At 58.3% G+C, this 16,738-nt stretch carries 16 protein-coding genes; 5 read left to right on the forward strand and 11 right to left on the reverse strand.

The window, feature by feature from the left end:
- Window positions 1–52: 52 nt before the first annotated feature.
- Genes VB144_01780 through VB144_01795 form a run of 4 tightly spaced genes read left to right on the forward strand, consistent with a single transcriptional unit; the run spans window position 53 to window position 3,527 of the window.
- Entirely contained in the window at window positions 53–958 is a 906-nt protein-coding gene (locus VB144_01780; protein ID MEA4882386.1) for a branched-chain amino acid ABC transporter permease, read from the forward strand.
- 12 nt (window positions 959–970) lie between these two features.
- Complete coding sequence (locus tag VB144_01785) at window positions 971–1,951, forward strand: branched-chain amino acid ABC transporter permease (GenBank protein ID MEA4882387.1); 981 nt, start codon at window positions 971–973, stop codon at window positions 1,949–1,951.
- On the forward strand, window positions 1,948–2,817 hold the full coding sequence (locus tag VB144_01790) for an ABC transporter ATP-binding protein (GenBank protein ID MEA4882388.1): 870 nt from the start codon (window positions 1,948–1,950) through the stop codon (window positions 2,815–2,817). Before VB144_01785 ends, VB144_01790 begins: the two co-directional genes overlap by 4 nt.
- Window positions 2,814–3,527, forward strand: a complete 714-nt coding sequence (locus VB144_01795) for an ABC transporter ATP-binding protein (GenBank protein MEA4882389.1) — start codon at window positions 2,814–2,816, stop codon at window positions 3,525–3,527. Before VB144_01790 ends, VB144_01795 begins: the two co-directional genes overlap by 4 nt.
- 176 nt (window positions 3,528–3,703) lie before the next feature.
- Here VB144_01795 and VB144_01800 read toward each other — a convergent pair whose 3' ends face one another.
- The 9 genes from VB144_01800 to VB144_01840 all read right to left on the reverse strand — a co-directional run bounded on the left by VB144_01800 (window position 3,704) and on the right by VB144_01840 (window position 12,547).
- Window positions 3,704–5,032 (reverse strand): TRAP transporter large permease subunit, encoded by a 1,329-nt coding sequence (locus tag VB144_01800; GenBank protein MEA4882390.1) that lies wholly within the window; start codon window positions 5,030–5,032, stop codon window positions 3,704–3,706.
- Between the two features lies 1 nt (window position 5,033).
- Window positions 5,034–5,546 carry a TRAP transporter small permease subunit gene (locus VB144_01805; GenBank protein ID MEA4882391.1) on the reverse strand — a complete coding sequence of 171 codons (513 nt, stop codon included), beginning with the start codon at window positions 5,544–5,546 and terminating at the stop codon, window positions 5,034–5,036.
- Between the two features lie 132 nt (window positions 5,547–5,678).
- Window positions 5,679–6,788: a TRAP transporter substrate-binding protein DctP gene (dctP, locus tag VB144_01810; protein MEA4882392.1), complete on the reverse strand. Its 1,110-nt coding sequence runs from the start codon at window positions 6,786–6,788 to the stop codon at window positions 5,679–5,681.
- 54 nt (window positions 6,789–6,842) lie between these two features.
- On the reverse strand, window positions 6,843–7,805 hold the full coding sequence (locus VB144_01815; GenBank protein MEA4882393.1) for a carbon-nitrogen hydrolase family protein: 963 nt from the start codon (window positions 7,803–7,805) through the stop codon (window positions 6,843–6,845).
- 92 nt (window positions 7,806–7,897) lie between these two features.
- Window positions 7,898–9,058 (reverse strand): UxaA family hydrolase, encoded by a 1,161-nt coding sequence (locus tag VB144_01820; protein MEA4882394.1) that lies wholly within the window; start codon window positions 9,056–9,058, stop codon window positions 7,898–7,900.
- Window positions 9,055–9,375, reverse strand: a complete 321-nt coding sequence (locus VB144_01825) for a UxaA family hydrolase (GenBank protein MEA4882395.1) — start codon at window positions 9,373–9,375, stop codon at window positions 9,055–9,057. The genes VB144_01820 and VB144_01825 overlap by 4 nt, the downstream gene beginning before the upstream one ends.
- A 58-nt stretch (window positions 9,376–9,433) precedes the next feature.
- Window positions 9,434–10,099 (reverse strand): GntR family transcriptional regulator, encoded by a 666-nt coding sequence (locus VB144_01830; GenBank protein ID MEA4882396.1) that lies wholly within the window; start codon window positions 10,097–10,099, stop codon window positions 9,434–9,436.
- A gap of 344 nt (window positions 10,100–10,443) precedes the next feature.
- On the reverse strand, window positions 10,444–12,096 hold the full coding sequence (locus tag VB144_01835) for an amidohydrolase (GenBank protein MEA4882397.1): 1,653 nt from the start codon (window positions 12,094–12,096) through the stop codon (window positions 10,444–10,446).
- A gap of 217 nt (window positions 12,097–12,313) precedes the next feature.
- A complete protein-coding gene (locus tag VB144_01840; protein ID MEA4882398.1) occupies window positions 12,314–12,547 on the reverse strand; it encodes a hypothetical protein in 234 nt (77 codons plus the stop codon).
- A gap of 1,050 nt (window positions 12,548–13,597) precedes the next feature.
- On the opposite strand from VB144_01840, the gene nadE reads away from it, so the two are divergent.
- Window positions 13,598–14,413, forward strand: coding sequence for an NAD(+) synthase (gene nadE / locus VB144_01845; GenBank protein ID MEA4882399.1), 816 nt, complete (start codon window positions 13,598–13,600; stop codon window positions 14,411–14,413).
- 67 nt (window positions 14,414–14,480) lie between these two features.
- On the opposite strand, the gene VB144_01850 is transcribed toward nadE, so the two are convergent.
- Window positions 14,481–15,233: a glutamine amidotransferase gene (locus VB144_01850; protein MEA4882400.1), complete on the reverse strand. Its 753-nt coding sequence runs from the start codon at window positions 15,231–15,233 to the stop codon at window positions 14,481–14,483.
- Between the two features lie 46 nt (window positions 15,234–15,279).
- The gene (locus VB144_01855) at window positions 15,280–16,713 is read right to left on the reverse strand and encodes a MurT ligase domain-containing protein (GenBank protein ID MEA4882401.1); all 1,434 of its coding nucleotides are present in this window, start codon (window positions 16,711–16,713) and stop codon (window positions 15,280–15,282) included.
- Between the last annotated feature and the right edge of the window lie 25 nt (window positions 16,714–16,738).

Raw genomic sequence — 16,738 nt, forward strand, 5'->3', positions numbered from 1 at the left:
TGGCGGGATGGGAGACATCGTGGCGGCTGGCGCGTCTCCGTGCTGCGGCAGCATGGTATTCTTCCTTGAACAACTGGTGAACGGCCTTACGGTTGGTGCAGTGTATGCCCTGGTTGCTCTGGGATACACGATGGTCTACGGCGTGATGCGCCTGATCAACTTCGCCCACGGCGATTTCTTCATGCTCGGCTCCTACGTGGGCTTCACCGTGCTTGTGAAGGTAATGGAAAACGCAGCTCTCCCGCTTTGGCTCACTCTCATCCTGACTACGGTAATCGCCTTAGCATCGGTGGCCTTGCTTGGAGTGTTCGTGGAACGTGCGGCCTATCGTCCGCTGCGGAAGTCCAGCCGGCTCACAGCAGTGGTGTCGGCGCTGGGAGTGTCGATTTTCCTTCAGAACGCCGCCATGTTGATATGGGGCGCACGTTACCAAGCATATCCCCCCTGGGCATCCCCCACTGCCAAATGGATCATTGGCGGCGTGACCCTCAGCCTGATGCAGGCTCTGATTATGGGAGTATCGCTCGTGCTCATGGTGGCTCTCTATCTGTTCGTTCAGAAGACCACGGTGGGCGCCGCCATCCGAGCAACTGCGATTGACCACGATACCGCAAGGCTCATGGGCATAGACGTAGATAGCATCATCCGCCTCATATTTCTCATCGGCCCGGGGCTAGGCGCCATCGCAGGGGTGCTGCTCGGCCTCTACTACCGGCAGATCCACTTCACGGTTGGTTGGGCATACGGCCTCAAGGCATTCACAGCCGCGATACTTGGGGGCATCGGGAACATACCAGGCGCCATGGTGGGCGGACTGCTTCTCGGGATCCTCGAAATGCTCGGGGCCGGCTACATTTCCGCCGCATGGAAAGACGTATTCGTCTTCCTGATTCTGATTCTCCTTCTCATGTTCCGGCCGACGGGCTTGCTTGGCGAGCGCGTGGCCGAGAAAGTGTGAGGCAGCGGGGGTATGGGAGTGTTGAAGCTGAAGCGCATGAACCCCGATCAACCGGCTGTGAAATGGCTAGCGCCGGCGATCATCCTGGCAGCAGCGGTGTTGCCATTCAGGGCCTCCGACTATTGGGTCGACGTGTGCGTGTTCTGGGGAATCAACGTCCTTCTGGGGCTCTCCCTCAACATCATCGTGGGCGAGGTTGGCCTTTTCAACATGGGGCACATGGCGTTCTTCGCCATCGGCGCCTACACGACCGCGATACTCTCAGCGAGATACGGCATTTCGCTCTGGATCCTGATGGTCGCTAGCGGCCTGACAGCTGCAGGCGCAGGCTACATACTCACAGCGCCCATCATCCACCTGCGTGGCGACTATCTGCTCATGGTGACGATAGGGCTCAACGAGATGATACGGATAAGCCTGATCAACAACCCGTTCGAACTCACGGGAGGTCCCAACGGGCTTATCGTGCTCGATCAGTTCAGGTTCTTCGGATATGTAATCCAGAAGCCGCGCGACTTCTATTTCCTTGTATGGAGCCTTGTAGCCATCGTGTTGTTCGCCCTGTCGCGCCTGCAGCACTCCCGCATCGGGCGTGCGTGGAACTACGTTCGTGAAGACCCCATTGCCGCCGAGGCAACTGGTATCGATACGCGATGGGCAAAGCTCCTTGCGTTCACCCTCGGCGCCGGGATTGCGGGCGCCGCAGGGACCGTGTTCGCAGCCAAGATGATGGTGATATCCCCGGATAGCTTCACGTTCATGGAATCGGTGACCCTGTTCGCTATCGTGATTCTGGGCGGAATGGGCTCGATGCCCGGGGTCATTCTGGCGTCAGGAGCGATGATCGTCCTTCCTGAACTGCTGCGGAATTTCGCCCAGTATCGAATGCTCTTCTTCGGGCTTGCCATGGTCCTGATGATGATCTTCAGGCCGCAGGGCCTCTGGCCCAGCAAGAGATGGACTACCAAGCTGAAGGCGGGTGAAGGCGAATGAGTGCGGTTGGGGCAACGTCGGGAGCCCCCGTGCAATCCGAGGCGCACGCTCTGCTCTCTATGAAGAACGTCAGTAAGAACTTCGGCGGGCTGCGCGCAGTCGATTCATTCGACCTCGACGTGCCCGCGGGCAGCATAACCAGCCTCATCGGCCCGAACGGCGCCGGCAAGACCACCATCTTCAATCTGATCACGGGGATCTACCGCCCAGACGAAGGCAGCATCAGCTTCCGCGGCATGGAGCTGATCGGGAAGCGTCCTCACCAGGTGGCTGTGGCGGGGATCGCCCGAACCTTCCAGACACTGCGCCTGTTTGAGAACCTCACATGCTTCGAGAATGTCCTCGCGGGTCAGCACTGCCGCTGCAAGGCCGGCCTGGCCGCATGCATTTTCAACACCAGGAGCAGGCGAGATGAGGAGCGTCGGGCGTACGAGGAAGCGGAGCGCTGCCTTAAGCAGATGCGCATCTGGCACTTCAGAGACGAGCTCGCCAGAAACCTATCCTATGGCGACAGACGCCGACTCGAGATAGCCCGGGCGATGGCCACCAGGCCGCACCTTCTCATCCTAGATGAGCCTGCAGGAGGGCTCAATGAGGCGGAATCCCAGGAACTCATGGTGATCATCCGCGAAATCCGCGATTCAGGCCTCACTATCTTCCTGATCGAACATGACATGCGTGTTGTCATGGGCATATCCGACCTCGTGGCCGTCGTGGAATACGGCAAGAAAATCAGCCAGGGCGCCCCTGACGAGGTGCAGCAGGACCCTGCAGTGATCGAGGCGTATCTTGGCGCAGCAGATGAAGCCGACGACGACGATGACGACGACAGGGTCGCGGGGAAAGTGGGTGAATCGCGAGCATGAGCCTGCTTGAACTGAGGGATGTGCACATCTCATATGGCAACATCGAGGCGGTGCATGGAATCAGCCTATCGGTTGAACGCGGGGAAATCGCGACTGTTCTTGGCGCAAACGGCGCTGGCAAGACCACTACCCTGCGCGCCATCTCCGGGCTAATCAGGCCGCGCTCTGGGAGCATAAGTCTTGGAGACGTGGACATAACCCACCTTCCCGCTCATCGGATAGTGGAGCTCGGAATTGCGCATGTCCCTGAGGGGCGCCGGGTATTCTCCACTCTCACTACCGAAGAGAATCTCAAGCTTGGAGCGTACAAGCTTCGCCGGAACCCAGCCAAGATAGCCTCCAACATCACCAAAGTGTATGATCTGTTTCCCCGGCTTCGCGAGCGTCGCGTCCAGCTCGCTGGAACCCTCTCAGGGGGTGAACAGCAGATGCTGGCCATGGGGCGCGGCCTAATGGCAGACCCAGAAGTGCTTCTGCTCGACGAGCCGTCTCTGGGACTCGCACCCAAGCTCGTTCAGGAGATATTCCGGGTGGTCAAGGAGATCAACTCCCTGGGTGTTACGATTCTGCTGGTGGAACAGAACGCACGGATGGCCCTGAGGATCTCGCACCGGGCCTACGTCCTTGAGACAGGGAAAATGGCCCTATCGGGCCCTGCGCGGGAACTGCGACGCGATCCCAGGGTGCGGCAGGCGTACCTAGGAGAGTGAGAACGAGGCTGGTAGGCGCCTGCAAGCCCCGTTCTGCCATTTGCGTCTTCAATGCTCTTGATCACGCCTATGTGAGCCGAGCGCACGTAGCAGGAGGAGGGCCGCCGTACGAGGCCGCCCTCCTGATTGCGTTTGTGGTCGTCAACCGTAGCCTTTGAGCGCCCTGCCTCACTTCATCACTTCACAACCAGGCTGGGCAGCCAGGTTATGATTTTCGGAAACACGATGCATAGCAGCAGACCGATGGCCTGAATGCCTATGAACACGGGCACGCTCTGGCACGCTTCCTGAAGCGTCATATCCTTCTCTGACATGGTCGACTTGAGGAAGAATATTGCATATCCGAACGGTGGAGTCAGGAACGATGTTTGCAGGTTTATGGCGACAGTCATGAGGAACCACAGCGGGTCGAAGCCCAGTTCTACTGCGATAGGAACGAAGATGGGCAGACACATCATGGCTATGCCGATCCAGTCGATGAACATGCCCAACACGAACACGATCAGCATCATCACGGTGAACACCACCCATCTGTTCCCGCTGCCCAGCGAGAAGAGGAGGTTCCTGACCATGTCGCCGCCGCCGATGCCGATAAAGGTGCCTGTGAAGAAGCTAGCGCCCATGACGAGCATCAACACCATAGCCGTTCCCTTGGCGGTATCGAAAATCGCGGCCTTGAATGTGTTCCATTCGAATCGCCGATAAGCGATGACCATGACGAACGCCACAAACGCACCAATTGCCGCGGCCTCAGTGGGAGTGGCGATCCCAGCGAAGATCGATCCGAGCACCCCGATGATGAGCAGCACAGGAGGAACCAGGTTGGTCAGCGCTTCTTTGATCACATCGGACCTGGAGAAGCCCGCCAACTCCTCCGCCGCCATGGCCGGACCGTCCTCCGGATGCCTGTAGCACCGGATCAGGACATACACTACATACAGGATAGCTAGGAAAATGCCAGGAACGACAGCGGCCACGAAGAGCTTGCCCACGGAGACGTTTGAGTACGACCCGAACAGGATCAGCATTATGCTGGGCGGAATCAGAATTCCGAGTGTCCCTCCAACCATGACGGTGCCTGCGGCAAGCTTCTTGTCGTAGTTGTACTTGAGCATTATCGGCATCGATAGGATCGCCATGGTAGTGACGGAAGCGGCAATCACTCCGGTGCATGCGGCGAAGACTGTCGACACGATTATCACCGCGACGGCTATTCCTCCGCGCAGGCGGCCCATGAGCTTGTACAGTGCGTCGAACAGCTTGTCGGCCACCCCCGAAGTGGCCAGAATGTTGCCCATCAGTAGAAAGAGAGGTACTGCTAGCATCTCCCAGTTGCTCATGATCCCCCAGAGGCGGTTCATGTAGAAGGGGAGATACGAGGGGCCCATCGCCAGCACGCCCACGATTAGGCCCGAAGACATGAGCACGAATCCCAGGTGATGCCCCATAAGCATCCCTATGAGCATGAGAGTGAACTGAAGTATCATAGCCAGTACATCGCTCATCCTAGTGCGCATCTCCCTTCTGCAACTCGACGATTCTCTTGAGGAATTCGGAGAGGCCGGCCATGAACAGAAGGGCAAATGCAATCGGGATCACAGTCTTAATAGGGTACAGCGGGATTCTGTCGAGTGACTGAGTGACTTGCTTTCGCGCCCAGGCCATCGCGGCGTACCTGTATCCTTCCCTGACGAGCATTAGGGAAGGAATGAGCAGCATGACAGGGTACGTGATCAAATCGAGTACGGCCCTCTTCTTGGGTGGAAGTCTTTGATACAGGATGTCCACTCGCACATGTGCGCCCTTGATGAGAGCCGTCGAGCTGTACAACAGGAAGTGCAAGGCGAATATCTGAGTGGCGACTGTCACCGTCCAGATGTGCGGATTGTTGAATATCCTTCTTGTGACGACTTCATAGACCAGCAGTAGTGTCAGGGGGACTACGAGCCATTGCACGACCCGTCCTACCCATTCAAGAATCGAATCGAGAATCCGTATCGCTTTCTCTAGAGCGCTCATCAAGGTCCCCTCCATTGGGCTTGTGATATGCTCCCCTGGCTCGCGCGCCTTGGAGCATCCAAGCTCTGCCCTCGGGCAGGGGAAGAGGCGGCTATCGTCCCCTTCCTCCGCCGTTCGCGGCAGCAGGCAGAACTACTTCTTCAACCAGGCATCCTTGACTTCTGGGAGGCTCTTGGTGATTCTTCCCGAGTGGAACGGTTCCTCAAGCTCCCTCCACAGGTTGTAAGTCTTCAAGTAGTCGACCTGCGACTTCAGAGTCTTTGCGTAGTCGGGGTTCTTTGAGGCGAAGTCCTCCATGACCTTCTTGGCCACGACCTCCATATCAGACCAGAACTTCTCGTCAGCCTTGCTAACCTTCACCCCGTAGTCGAGGAACTTCTTGGTGCCCAGTGCACTCTGCCAGTTCATGAAGGACGTGCTCTCCACCACACACCCCTTGGTGACTTCCTCGAAGATGACCCGGTAGTTCTCTGGCAGTGCCTTCCAGGCATTCGCATTGACTAGTGTGTAGTAGACGCAAGCAGTCTGATACCATGCAGGTGCAATCCAATACTTGGCTACCTCCTGGAATCCCAGATCCCAGTCGACGTTGGGGGTCATGAACTCGAACGCGTCGATGATGCTTCTCTGCATGGCGTCATACAGCTCGCCGCCGGAGACGTTGGTGGGAGCGGCGCCCAGCCTGCGCAAGATCTCCTGGCTTTCTGGGGGAGCGATTCTGATTTTCATGCCCTTGAAGTCAGTGACCTTTTTTATCTCCTTGTGGCTTCTGAACCCGGCCTCGAGGTCGAAGATGGAGTTGGGGAAAGCCACAATCTTGTACCTCTGGAGTATATCGTTCATCTGTTTCAGCCCATCCATTTGATACAGCCAGTTGAGATAATCCTGCTGTGACATGTACAGAGGAACGGTAGAGAACAGCGTGAATGCCGAGTTGAGACCGGCCTGATACGCGGGCGCAGTGCTTCCAGCCTGGAATGCTCCGGAACTTACAGAGTCGAAAGTCTCGAAGGCCGGGACCATCTCGCCCGCCGCGTAGACCTTGATCGAGAACTTGCCGTTCGTTGCCTTGCCCACTTTCTCGGCTATGTACTGGTCATACTTGTACAGAGGGTTGTTCACATCCCACGCGGACACATAATGCCACTTGACTGTCGGATTGTCGGCCGCAGCAGACGCAATGCCCGCCACCAGGATCAATGTCAGAGCAAATGCTACTACCGTTAGTCGGTTCTTTGCCATTACAATTGCCTCCTTTAGTGGATACGCAATGTGTGGGTACGGTGGAACCTGAGATCAGAATCCGCTAGTCCATTCAACAGGGATTTTTTTTTCCTCGTTCACAAGCAGTCTGAAGACATCAGAACGCGAGTACTGTCCGACAACATCCAGGTCAAACCTGCTTTTGGCAATGAGACTGAGATCCAAGTCTCCGACGATTATGTCCTCTTTGCCAAACACCGGACCAGCCACGTACTTGCCCATTGGATCCACGATCGCGCTTCCTCCGGTGCACATCACCTCCGGCGCAGAGGCCAGTTCGTCATAGCAGGCCAGATCTGTGGGGTACATGTCTTTCGTCGTGAACTGGTTGCAGCCGATCACGAAGCATCTCCCCTCGACAGCAATGTGGCGCAGCGTACACTGCCACTCGTCGCGCGAATCGGCCGTTGGCGCCAGATACAGGTCAACGCCTTTTGCGTACATCGCCGCCCGCGCAAGGGGCATGTAGTTCTCCCAGCAGATCATTGCGCCCATTTTGCCGTAGGGCGTGTCGACGGCGGTAAGAGTGCTGCCGTCGCCCTCTCCCCAGATAAGCCGTTCGGAAGCTGTGGGTTTGAGCTTTCGATGCTTGCCAAGCAGCTTGCCGTCGGGACCGAAGAAAAGCACTGTGCAGTACACAGTGCTGCGGCTGAACTCCGTGTCGCGCTCGATCACTCCGATGGATAGATATGCATTAGCCGTCTGAGCTGCCTTGCCCAGTGTGTCAGTTGTCTTGCTTGGCACTGGCACCGAGTTCTCCAGATAACGCTCCCAGTCTGCCCTGCCTTCTGCCGAGCGGCTCCCCACGACTGTCTTGAAAGCGAGACCTCGTGGATAGCACGGGATGAACGCCTCGGGGAACACGATTATGTTGGCGCCCTTTTCCGTAGCCTGGGCAGTCAAAGCCACCGCTTTCTCGACTGTGGCCTCTCTGTCCATGATTACCGAAGCAGCTTGAACTACAGCTACACGAACCGATCCTACTTCTTCAGCCATGACCGACAACTAGAACCTCCTCTCATTCGACGCCAGATGCAAGCGATAGTGAGCGCAGAAGTCAACCTCCTTTCGTTCCCGATACCGCCACCTCAGATGACGGGGCCGAGCGTGTAGATGTCCATGGACGTGGTGTATCTGATTTCCTCGCTCTTGGTGACCTCTCCCGACATGACCCTGATGAGATGGGCCAGGGTCTCCTCGCCCAACTCCTCGATGCTCTTCTCGCCGGTGATGATCAACCCGGCGTTCACGTCCATGTCGCCAGCCATGTTCTCATAGGTCAAAGGGTTTCCGCAAATCTTCAGAACAGGCGCGATAGGAAAGCCCTGGGGAGCCCCGCGCCCAGTAGAGAACAGAATCGCCTGCGCGCCGGCGATGGACATGGCCGTCAGCACCTCGATCTCCCTGCCCGGAGTGTCTTTGATCCACAGGCCCGGGCTGGAAGGGGCTTCCGTGTACTCCAGAACTCCTTCGATGGGTTTAGTGCCTGACTTGACGATCGCGCCCAGCGATTTCTCCTCGATGGTACTCAGGCCGCCCTTGATGTTCCCGGGAGTTGGCTGCCCGTTGCGCATGTCGACACCCATGGACTTGGCCCTATCTTCCATGCGGGCCACAATCTCGTATATCCTGGCGGCAACCTCCGGCGTTTTGGCCCTTCGGGCCAGTATGTGCTCAGCTCCGATGAACTCAGTCGTTTCGCCAAAGATCACCGTGCCGCCGGCTTCGACAATCCTGTCTGCCAGGTATCCTATGACTACATTGGATGCCAGGCCCGAGGTTGCGTCTGATGCGCCGCACTTGATGCCTGTGATCACAGACGCCAGGTCCACGTCCTGCCGCTGTTGACCGGAGATCCCTATAGCCAGCTTCTGAGCAAGGTCCATGCCGGCCTGAATAGCCCTGGCCGTACCGCCGATCTCCTGCACATTCACCCGTTCCACAGGTTTGCCCGTTGCCGCGATCTCCTCCACAAGCCGGTCGGTGTCGACGCCTTCGCAACCCAGGCTGACCACCAGAACCGCGCCAGCATTCGGATTCTGCCCCAGCTTAATCAGGGAATCCGTGACTCTTGTCAGGTCGGGCGGGAGTTGGCAGCATCCCTGGTGATGGTAGATTCCCCTGGTCATTGTGGTGCGGTCTGTAATGGCCTCGACTACCTCGTTCACGCAGACGACAGAAGGTATGACGGCAACGTAGTTCCTGGAACCCACTGTTCCGTCTGAACGTACGTATCCACGGAATTTCACCTGGACTCCGCCTCTCTTTCCCAGTCGCCCCGCCCGCGAGTGCTTTCGACGTTGTGAACATGAACATGCTGCCCAGTGCGGATATCGCTTGTCGCGACGCCGATCTGCTCTCCATACTTGATGATGCCCTCGCCCTTTCGTGTATCTCTGAGAGCGATCTTGTGTCCATATGGGATGTCGCCAGTCACCACCACACTGGTCCGTCGCCCCTGCCTGTCCACTACCTCCACTTCATGCGACGCGCAGGCGCTGCAGAAGAGAGTAGCTACATTATCGCGATCATTGACTTTGAGACCGGTGAGTCTGTCATCATGCACGAGTACATCGCCTCCTCCTGGCTGCCATTGATTGTTGCCCTTGACGCACCTATCTCGTTCACTCCTGCGTGTCTTTCTGCAATTGCAGGCGTTCCACAACGGCCGCACGAGTGCTCGTAATGTGCTCACGCATCTGCTTGCCTGCCTCTCGTGGATCGCCCGCGGCAAGCGCCCTGAGCACACTCCGGTGTTCTTCCACAGAGTCAGGAAACCGGCCAGGCAGTGCCACTGATGCCTTCATCACCACACGGATCTTGTCGTGGAGCAGCGGCATGATCTCTTTAAGCGCGATGTTGTCGCCCATATTGATGATGGCGCTGTGGAAGGCGGAATCTAGCACGCTGTAACTGCTCAGATCCCCATTGGCCCCGGCCGCCTCGCTCTCGTCGATGATGCTCTCGAGTTTCGCAATGTCGCCCTGCGTGACCCGGACCGCGGCTTTCTCTGCGGCCAGTTCCTCCAGAACCTCTCTGACTTCCAGGTAATCAGCAACTTCCTCGTAGGACATTGTCCGCACTGCGACTCCCTTTCCGGGAACCCGCTCCACCAATCGTTCGCTAGCAAGACGCGCCAGTGCCTCTCGCACCGGAGTTTTGCTCACATTGAGCTCCTCTGCGAGAGCGCTTTCAACCAGGCGTTCTCCTACACTTGTCTCCCCGCATACGATTCGATGCTTGATGGCTTTGTACACTTGGTCTGTTATGTTCTCCGGACGAGTTATCATGCTGTGTAAGCCTGCCTCCTTGACCTTATGTCAGACGCTGCGAATCTCGCTCTGCACAAGTCCACACTCCGCTTTCTGAAGCGGTCACGCGAACACGCCGGATACGGTATTCGACATACGGCATATGGTATATGATATATCGACGTTACACTTCTACGCGAACTCACGAGTTCCTGCCGTAATATATCGTTCTTTTCACATTTCGCTGGCGAGTTCGATACTGAGGGCACAAGGAAGCGCGAGGCCAGAGCCTCGCGCTTCCTTGTTTTGCCGTCAGCTGCCTTCGGGCTTACCTAGCTCCCATACCAGGATGTCTGGTGGATCTCCTCGGAGTATGCGTCAACCTACTTGGCATGAATGTACCCGTATAGCCACTGGTCGCCTCCGATTGCCGACACATACACAACCTTCAGGCGCTGACCCACCGCTACTGGTGCGCTGAGCGGGAAGGAGATCTCGTTCTGATCAGCCGACGCCCCTGAAGCTATGGTATACTTCCCAAGCTCGGCCCCTGCCATGTCCGTGACAATGATCTGATCTCCCGAGGCCTCCTTGAACTCAGTTTGTAGTGCAACGAATCTGGCTGTCCCGCTCGACGCAGTTACTCCAACTCCGGGGGCCTCAGGATACGCCACATCCGGGATTATGGCCTTGCCCTCGTATGGCGGCAGTCCCTTCATCCTCTCGGCAAACTCCGCCTTGACCTTGCCAAGGGAATCAGCATTCGTGAGCAGTTCCATTCCGATGGATGCGAGGCCCTGCGATGCCACGATTGCTCCCTGAATGCCATACACGGAACCCGACTGCACAGCTGAACTCGCGGAATGGCCTGGGGCGCCAGGCGTCCAGGTGGCAACACTCATGGTCGCACTCGGTGTCTTCCATGTTACATCGCCGATGGGGTCCGATCCGAAACTCTGCCCACCTGTGGGCTCCTTCACCTCGGCATCGGGCACGCCCTTCACGCCGAGAGCTTCCATGGCGGCCATGTCGGTGGCACTGAACTGCGCAGGCTCTATCGTTTTCAGAGTGTCGGCCATCATGTATGCAAGGGTCTTGTTGGGCACCTTGTTATATATGCCGGAACTGAATCCTATCTCAAGCTCGGTCCCTGTGGCGAGAGCCGCCCCCTTGGCGCAGTCGTCGATGCGGGCCCTGGCTAGGGAGACATCGGGGTACTTGGGGCCGCGGATGAAGTATCGGCTCGCGGCTGTGGCAGGCACGATATTGGGCGCTGCTCCGCCATCAGTGATCACGTAGTGGATCCTCATCTCCTGTATGAGATGCTCTCGCAGGTAGTTCACGGATACGTTCATTATCTCAACGGCGTCGAGCGCACTCAGGCCCTTCTCAGGCGCAGCCGAGGCGTGAGCAGCTTTGCCCTTGAACTTATACTCGACATGGTCCATGGCCATGGTGCTGCCGTACTCGGACCCGTTCTCATCACTGGCATGGAAGCTAATGAGAGCATCCACATCATCGTAGTAGCCTGCCGCAGCAACCAGAGGCGCGACATCCCACACTTCTTCCGCTGGGTTAATGAAGATCTTAACAGTGCCTGGCAGACCGTGAGCCTGCAGGGCCTCCTTGATCGAGATCGCAGCCACCACCCCAGCAGCAGTGTTCAGGTTGTGCCCGCATCCATGGCCAATCCCAGGCAGGGCGTCGATGTCTTCATATATCCCTAACACGGGAGCGCCCGATCCCCAGGCAGCCACAAGGGCGGTGGGCACTCCGGCCACCGACTGCACGATGCTGAAACCAGCGTCAGCCAGCACTTGATGCACCTTTATGTATGATTTGTACTCAGCGAGGCCAATCTCAGCGTAATCCCAGAGCGACTTGGCGATATCGGTGGTCAAGCCGGCGTGGGCAGCAGCGTACTGAGCCGCAGTCGCCTTCGGATCAGCCGCAGTCGCCCCGGGCAGGGCAAGGAATGCGATTGATATACATGCAGTAATCAGTGAAATTGATGCAATCCTCCAGATGTGTTTCATAGCAGGTGGCGACCTCCTTATGTTGTCCGCATGCACGGATTATACTCCGTATGTTTATGCAATGCAAGCGCATTTTAACGTTTTGCAGAGCGTCTCCATGTGCATTTCCGCACTTACTGGCGTTCCCTGAGCGCTCCGACGCATCTCATGCCTCCCCTGCCTCATTGCTATTCCGACCATGCCCCTCTGTCCTCATGTCCTCATGTCCTCATGCCGATCATGCCGGATCCGCACCACAGTAGTCAACTCCGTGGTGCTTCACAGGGAACAGCTCGAAAAGGCCCTCAAGCGAAAACACTTGATGGGCAATGACATGGAGGTCCACAGAATCCTCCTTGCTTCCTCGGATGGAGGCGGCGGTGATCTTCATCAGGCCAATGTCCCTGGCATCTGCGATCTGCACACCTCGAAATGGCACAGTCGGAAACAGCAGTCCATGCCTATAATGCATGAACGTTGCTCTCACGCGGGCTGAAGAAGTCCAGATCTAGCGACTGCCTGTGGCCGAGCTGTAGGGATGCCCCAGTGCCATCGGCCAGGTAGTAGTTCTGCTAAAGGCGCGCGGTTTTCAGCGATAGGCGGCAGTTGTTTCTGATAACCTCGACTATCGGCTGAAAAAACCTTCAATCCTGTGCCGTCAGGGTTCCGAATGTGGGCTGGGGTTCCGAGGGCGCCCAGAATACTGGCGCCTCGGCCCCCAGACCACCAGCATTGTTGGCGCCCCAGCGGGCATGGAGACACACGTTTGGCCAGGTCGGGTGGTCAGCGTGGCGCGCTGCTGCAGCTGCGCGCCACGCATATGGTCCCCGGCTGCGTCCCCGCGCCGCCTGACGAGGTGTGACCGAGCACTGGAGTGATAATGTCGATGAAACCAGCATTGAGACGCCCGCGATGTCGATGAAACCAGCATTGAGATCCTCCAAACGCGCGTTCCGGCGAGATTGGCGATACTGCGCGCGAGAGGGCGGGATCATGGCATAATGTGGCGCGGCTGACTTGCAGCTAGACGTGTTTTGGGATATTGCCCGCGCGCGTCATGGAATCTGCGCGAACCTCGACCGCAGGAGTCGGATCGTCAATGTCGACCAATTGGACACTGACCCCGTGGTCAATGTCCAATTGAGTGGCATTGAGCGCGCGATAATGCCGGTTTGGCCGACATTGACAGCCTGCGGGACCGGAATCTTGAGAACAACGGCGCCGCATCAGCGGCTGTAAACGGCATGCGAGACGTTGCCTTCCGCGATGCCAAGGCAATGCCCCAGGTGCAAAGCACCCAACGAACTCAGGGTTGCAGCGAAAACCGAGCGATTGAACGCCCAAGGGTGCTGAACACGAGTTATGCCATTCCTATAATGCCCACCGTACAACCCACAAGCCCACCTGGCTCCCTTACTGACTTGGGCGCGGGAGCATGTCGTGCGGGGATGCGCGGTCAGGCGCCGTCTGTGTCCTTCATGGGCTCGATTATGCTATGATCATCCCATAAGAGGTGATCTTCATGGACTGTGAAAAGGTCGCAGATACGCTCGTAGGCTGGCTGCGTGAGCAGGTGTCGGCGGCTCGCTGCCGCGGAATGGTGTTTGGGCTCTCCGGGGGTCTTGATTCCGCGGTAGTAGCTGGCCTGGGAATGAGGGCGATACCCGATGAATGCCTTGGCGTTATCATGCCGTGTCATTCCGACCCTGGCGACGTGCAAGATGCACAGCTCGTGGCCAGCGCGTTCGGCCTTCCCGTGATTACGTACGAGCTCGGACCAGCCTATGATCTCCACTTCGCTAACCTCTCCAAGCTACTCTCAGGCTACGCCCATGAGGAAGGCAAACCTGTGGATGTGGCCAGCAAGGACACGAGCGCCGTCCCTCTTGGGCCGACCTTTGATCCCTCGCGCGCCCGGATGGCGAAGGCCAATCTCAAGCCCCGCCTTCGCATGACTGCTCTGTACTACTTCGCCAACATGCTGAACTACTTGGTGGTAGGCACGAGCAACAAAAGCGAGCTCACAGTGGGCTACTTCACGAAGCACGGAGACGGCGGATCCGATTTGCTGCCCATAGGCGGGATGGTGAAGATGCACGTCCGGGAGCTGGCTGCCTACCTCGGAGTTCCGCAGCCGATCATTGACAAGCCGCCAACGGCCGGGCTGTGGAGCGGGCAGACTGACGAAGGCGAGATGGGCATGACCTACGCAGAGCTGGATCGCTACATACTCACCGGCATCGCACCAGACAGCGTACGTGATCGGGTAAGTTGTTTGAACCGTGCTGCTCAACACAAACTCAGCAGGCCTCCGATTCCGAACCTGACGCTTGACTGATCTCCTCCGTCACCCAGAACTGCACGTTGACTGCCCCCGGGTCCGCCACAGCGCGGGACCGGGGGCCTCATAGCCTCACGCGAGCATGGGCGAGTGCTTCATCACGGGCCTGTTCCTCCAGCCGGTCATCAAGGGGCGGCAGTGCACAGAGGCCGCTGGCTTTGCCATATTTCCTTGCGACAGCCGCCTTGATCAGCTCGTCGCATAGGGCCGGGTTTCTCGGAAGAAGGGGGCCGTGCAGGTAGGTGCCTACCACGTTTCTGAAGACCACCCCTTCTCCCATGTCTCTGCCATTGTTCCCCGACCCCCTGAGCACTCTGCCCAGTATTCGCACCCGTGGCCCCAGGTAAGTCCGGCCTGAGTGGTTCTCGAATCCCACCAGGGTCATTCTCTTTCCTCTGAACTCGGCATCTACCACGATATTGCCTGTGAGGCGCACGGCGCCTGACTCAGTCCAGGCATCAAGCACTCCTATGCCTGGCAGCTGCTCGCCGGTAGGCAGCCGGTAGTACCTCCCCAGTAATTGATAGCCGCCGCATACCGCCAGGACAACCGCATCGGATTCAACGGCGCCGGAGAGATCCTGTGCCTTGTAAGACATCAGATCGTGGGCGACAAGTCGCTGCTGACGGTCCTGCCCTCCGCCGATGAACAGGATATCGCATCTGGATAGGTCGCCCGGTCCGCCAAGCGATACCTCTACAATCCTCACCCTGATGCCTCTCCACTCACACCTTCGCCGAATGGTTAGCATGTCGCCTGCGTCGCCGTATGTGTTCATCAAGTCGGGGTACAGGTGGCATACGCGCAGCTCCATCATGTCATGTGCAGTCTCCTTTTCGGATCCTAGGCGATACTGGCCCAGGTCAGGAGCGCCAGAATTCCGGAAGATGAGCCCGACGTCTCATTCGCTCACGCACATCTAGCATTGCCGTGTATGTGGGAAGGATCGCGAGGGTCTCACCTGGCTTCACGGAAGCGAGGGTTCTCTCCAGTGCTCGCCCGATGGACGGCTCGCAAGCGATGCGTTCCTGCGCAACGCCGGCATACTTCAGCCTCAGAGCCATATCCCACGCGCGAGTCCCTGAGCATACCAGGGTCCGGATCCGAGGAAACCTCGACACCAGGGCGCGGAGGTCCGCGTCCCATATCCACGACACATCTCGCCCATCAGCGTACCGATCGTTCAGGCACATAAGGATCGCCCCGATGGACTCGTCCAAGGCCACCGACTTCGCAACCTCAGAGAGCCCGACCGGGTTCTTCACGAGGATTAACCTGACCCTGACCTGGCCAATCATCATCTGTTCCATCCGGCCAAACGCCGAATGTGTTCCCTTGATGCCTTCCGCGACGGCTCTTTCCGAGGCCCCGAGCGCAAGCGCGCACGCTCCGGCTGCGAGTGCATTATACACGTTATACAGACCAGGTATGGCGAGCGATACGTCTAGAGCAATCCGGGCGCCGCCAGGCTGCCCCCCAAAGGAATCCGGGGCCTCCAGCGTGAACGACCACAGAGACCCGGGCCTCTCGGCAAGATCGCGCGCCACGAAGTGTGCTCGCGGGTGGGATGCTCCGCATTTGGGGCAGGTATAGCGCCCCAGATGGCCGAGTATGGTGTACTCGTAATCGTAATGCGCCCCACACACAAGGCAGTTCACGGCGTCCCTTGCGCCTGCTGCGGCAGGGTCGCCCCCAGTGCACGGCCCAGAGGGCGTGCTTGCGATCTTCTGCTTCTGAGGTTCCACGCTGAAGAATAGCGACTTGCACCGTGCAGTTCTGGCCAGATCTGCGACTAGAGGGTCGTCCGCGTTGAGAATTAGGACGCTCCGAGCCGAAAGCTTATCCGTGGCCTGCCTTATCAGGCTGAGGGTTGTGTCCACCTCCCCATATCTATCCAGCTGATCCTTGAAGCAGTTGGTCACTACGACCGCAGCCGGGGCCACCTCAGGCACTACGCACCGCATGCTGGCTTCGTCCACCTCCAGGACGAGCAGATCAGCGGAAAGCCGTCCCGATAGAGACGATGCGCCGATCACAGCGGAGGCGACTCCGGCCGGCATGTTTGCCCCAGATGCGTTGCCGGCAACACGGAGCCCCTCCTTGAGAAGGGCCTGTGTGATCAGGCGGCAGGCGGTGGTCTTGCCATTGGAGCCGGTGACGACCACTGCCCTGCAGTGTGAGCGTCCGACTATCTCCGCCACGACGCCAGGGGCAATCCCCTCGGCCAACAGGCCGGGAAGGGATGATCCTCCGCCAACGCGGGCAAGCCGTGAGCCCGCCCGTGCCGCCCTTCCCACCAATACGACTGCCGCAGTGCGCACT

The organism is Clostridia bacterium, from assembly GCA_034926675.1.
Lineage (GTDB): Bacteria > Bacillota > DTU025 > DTU025 > DTU025 > JAYFQW01.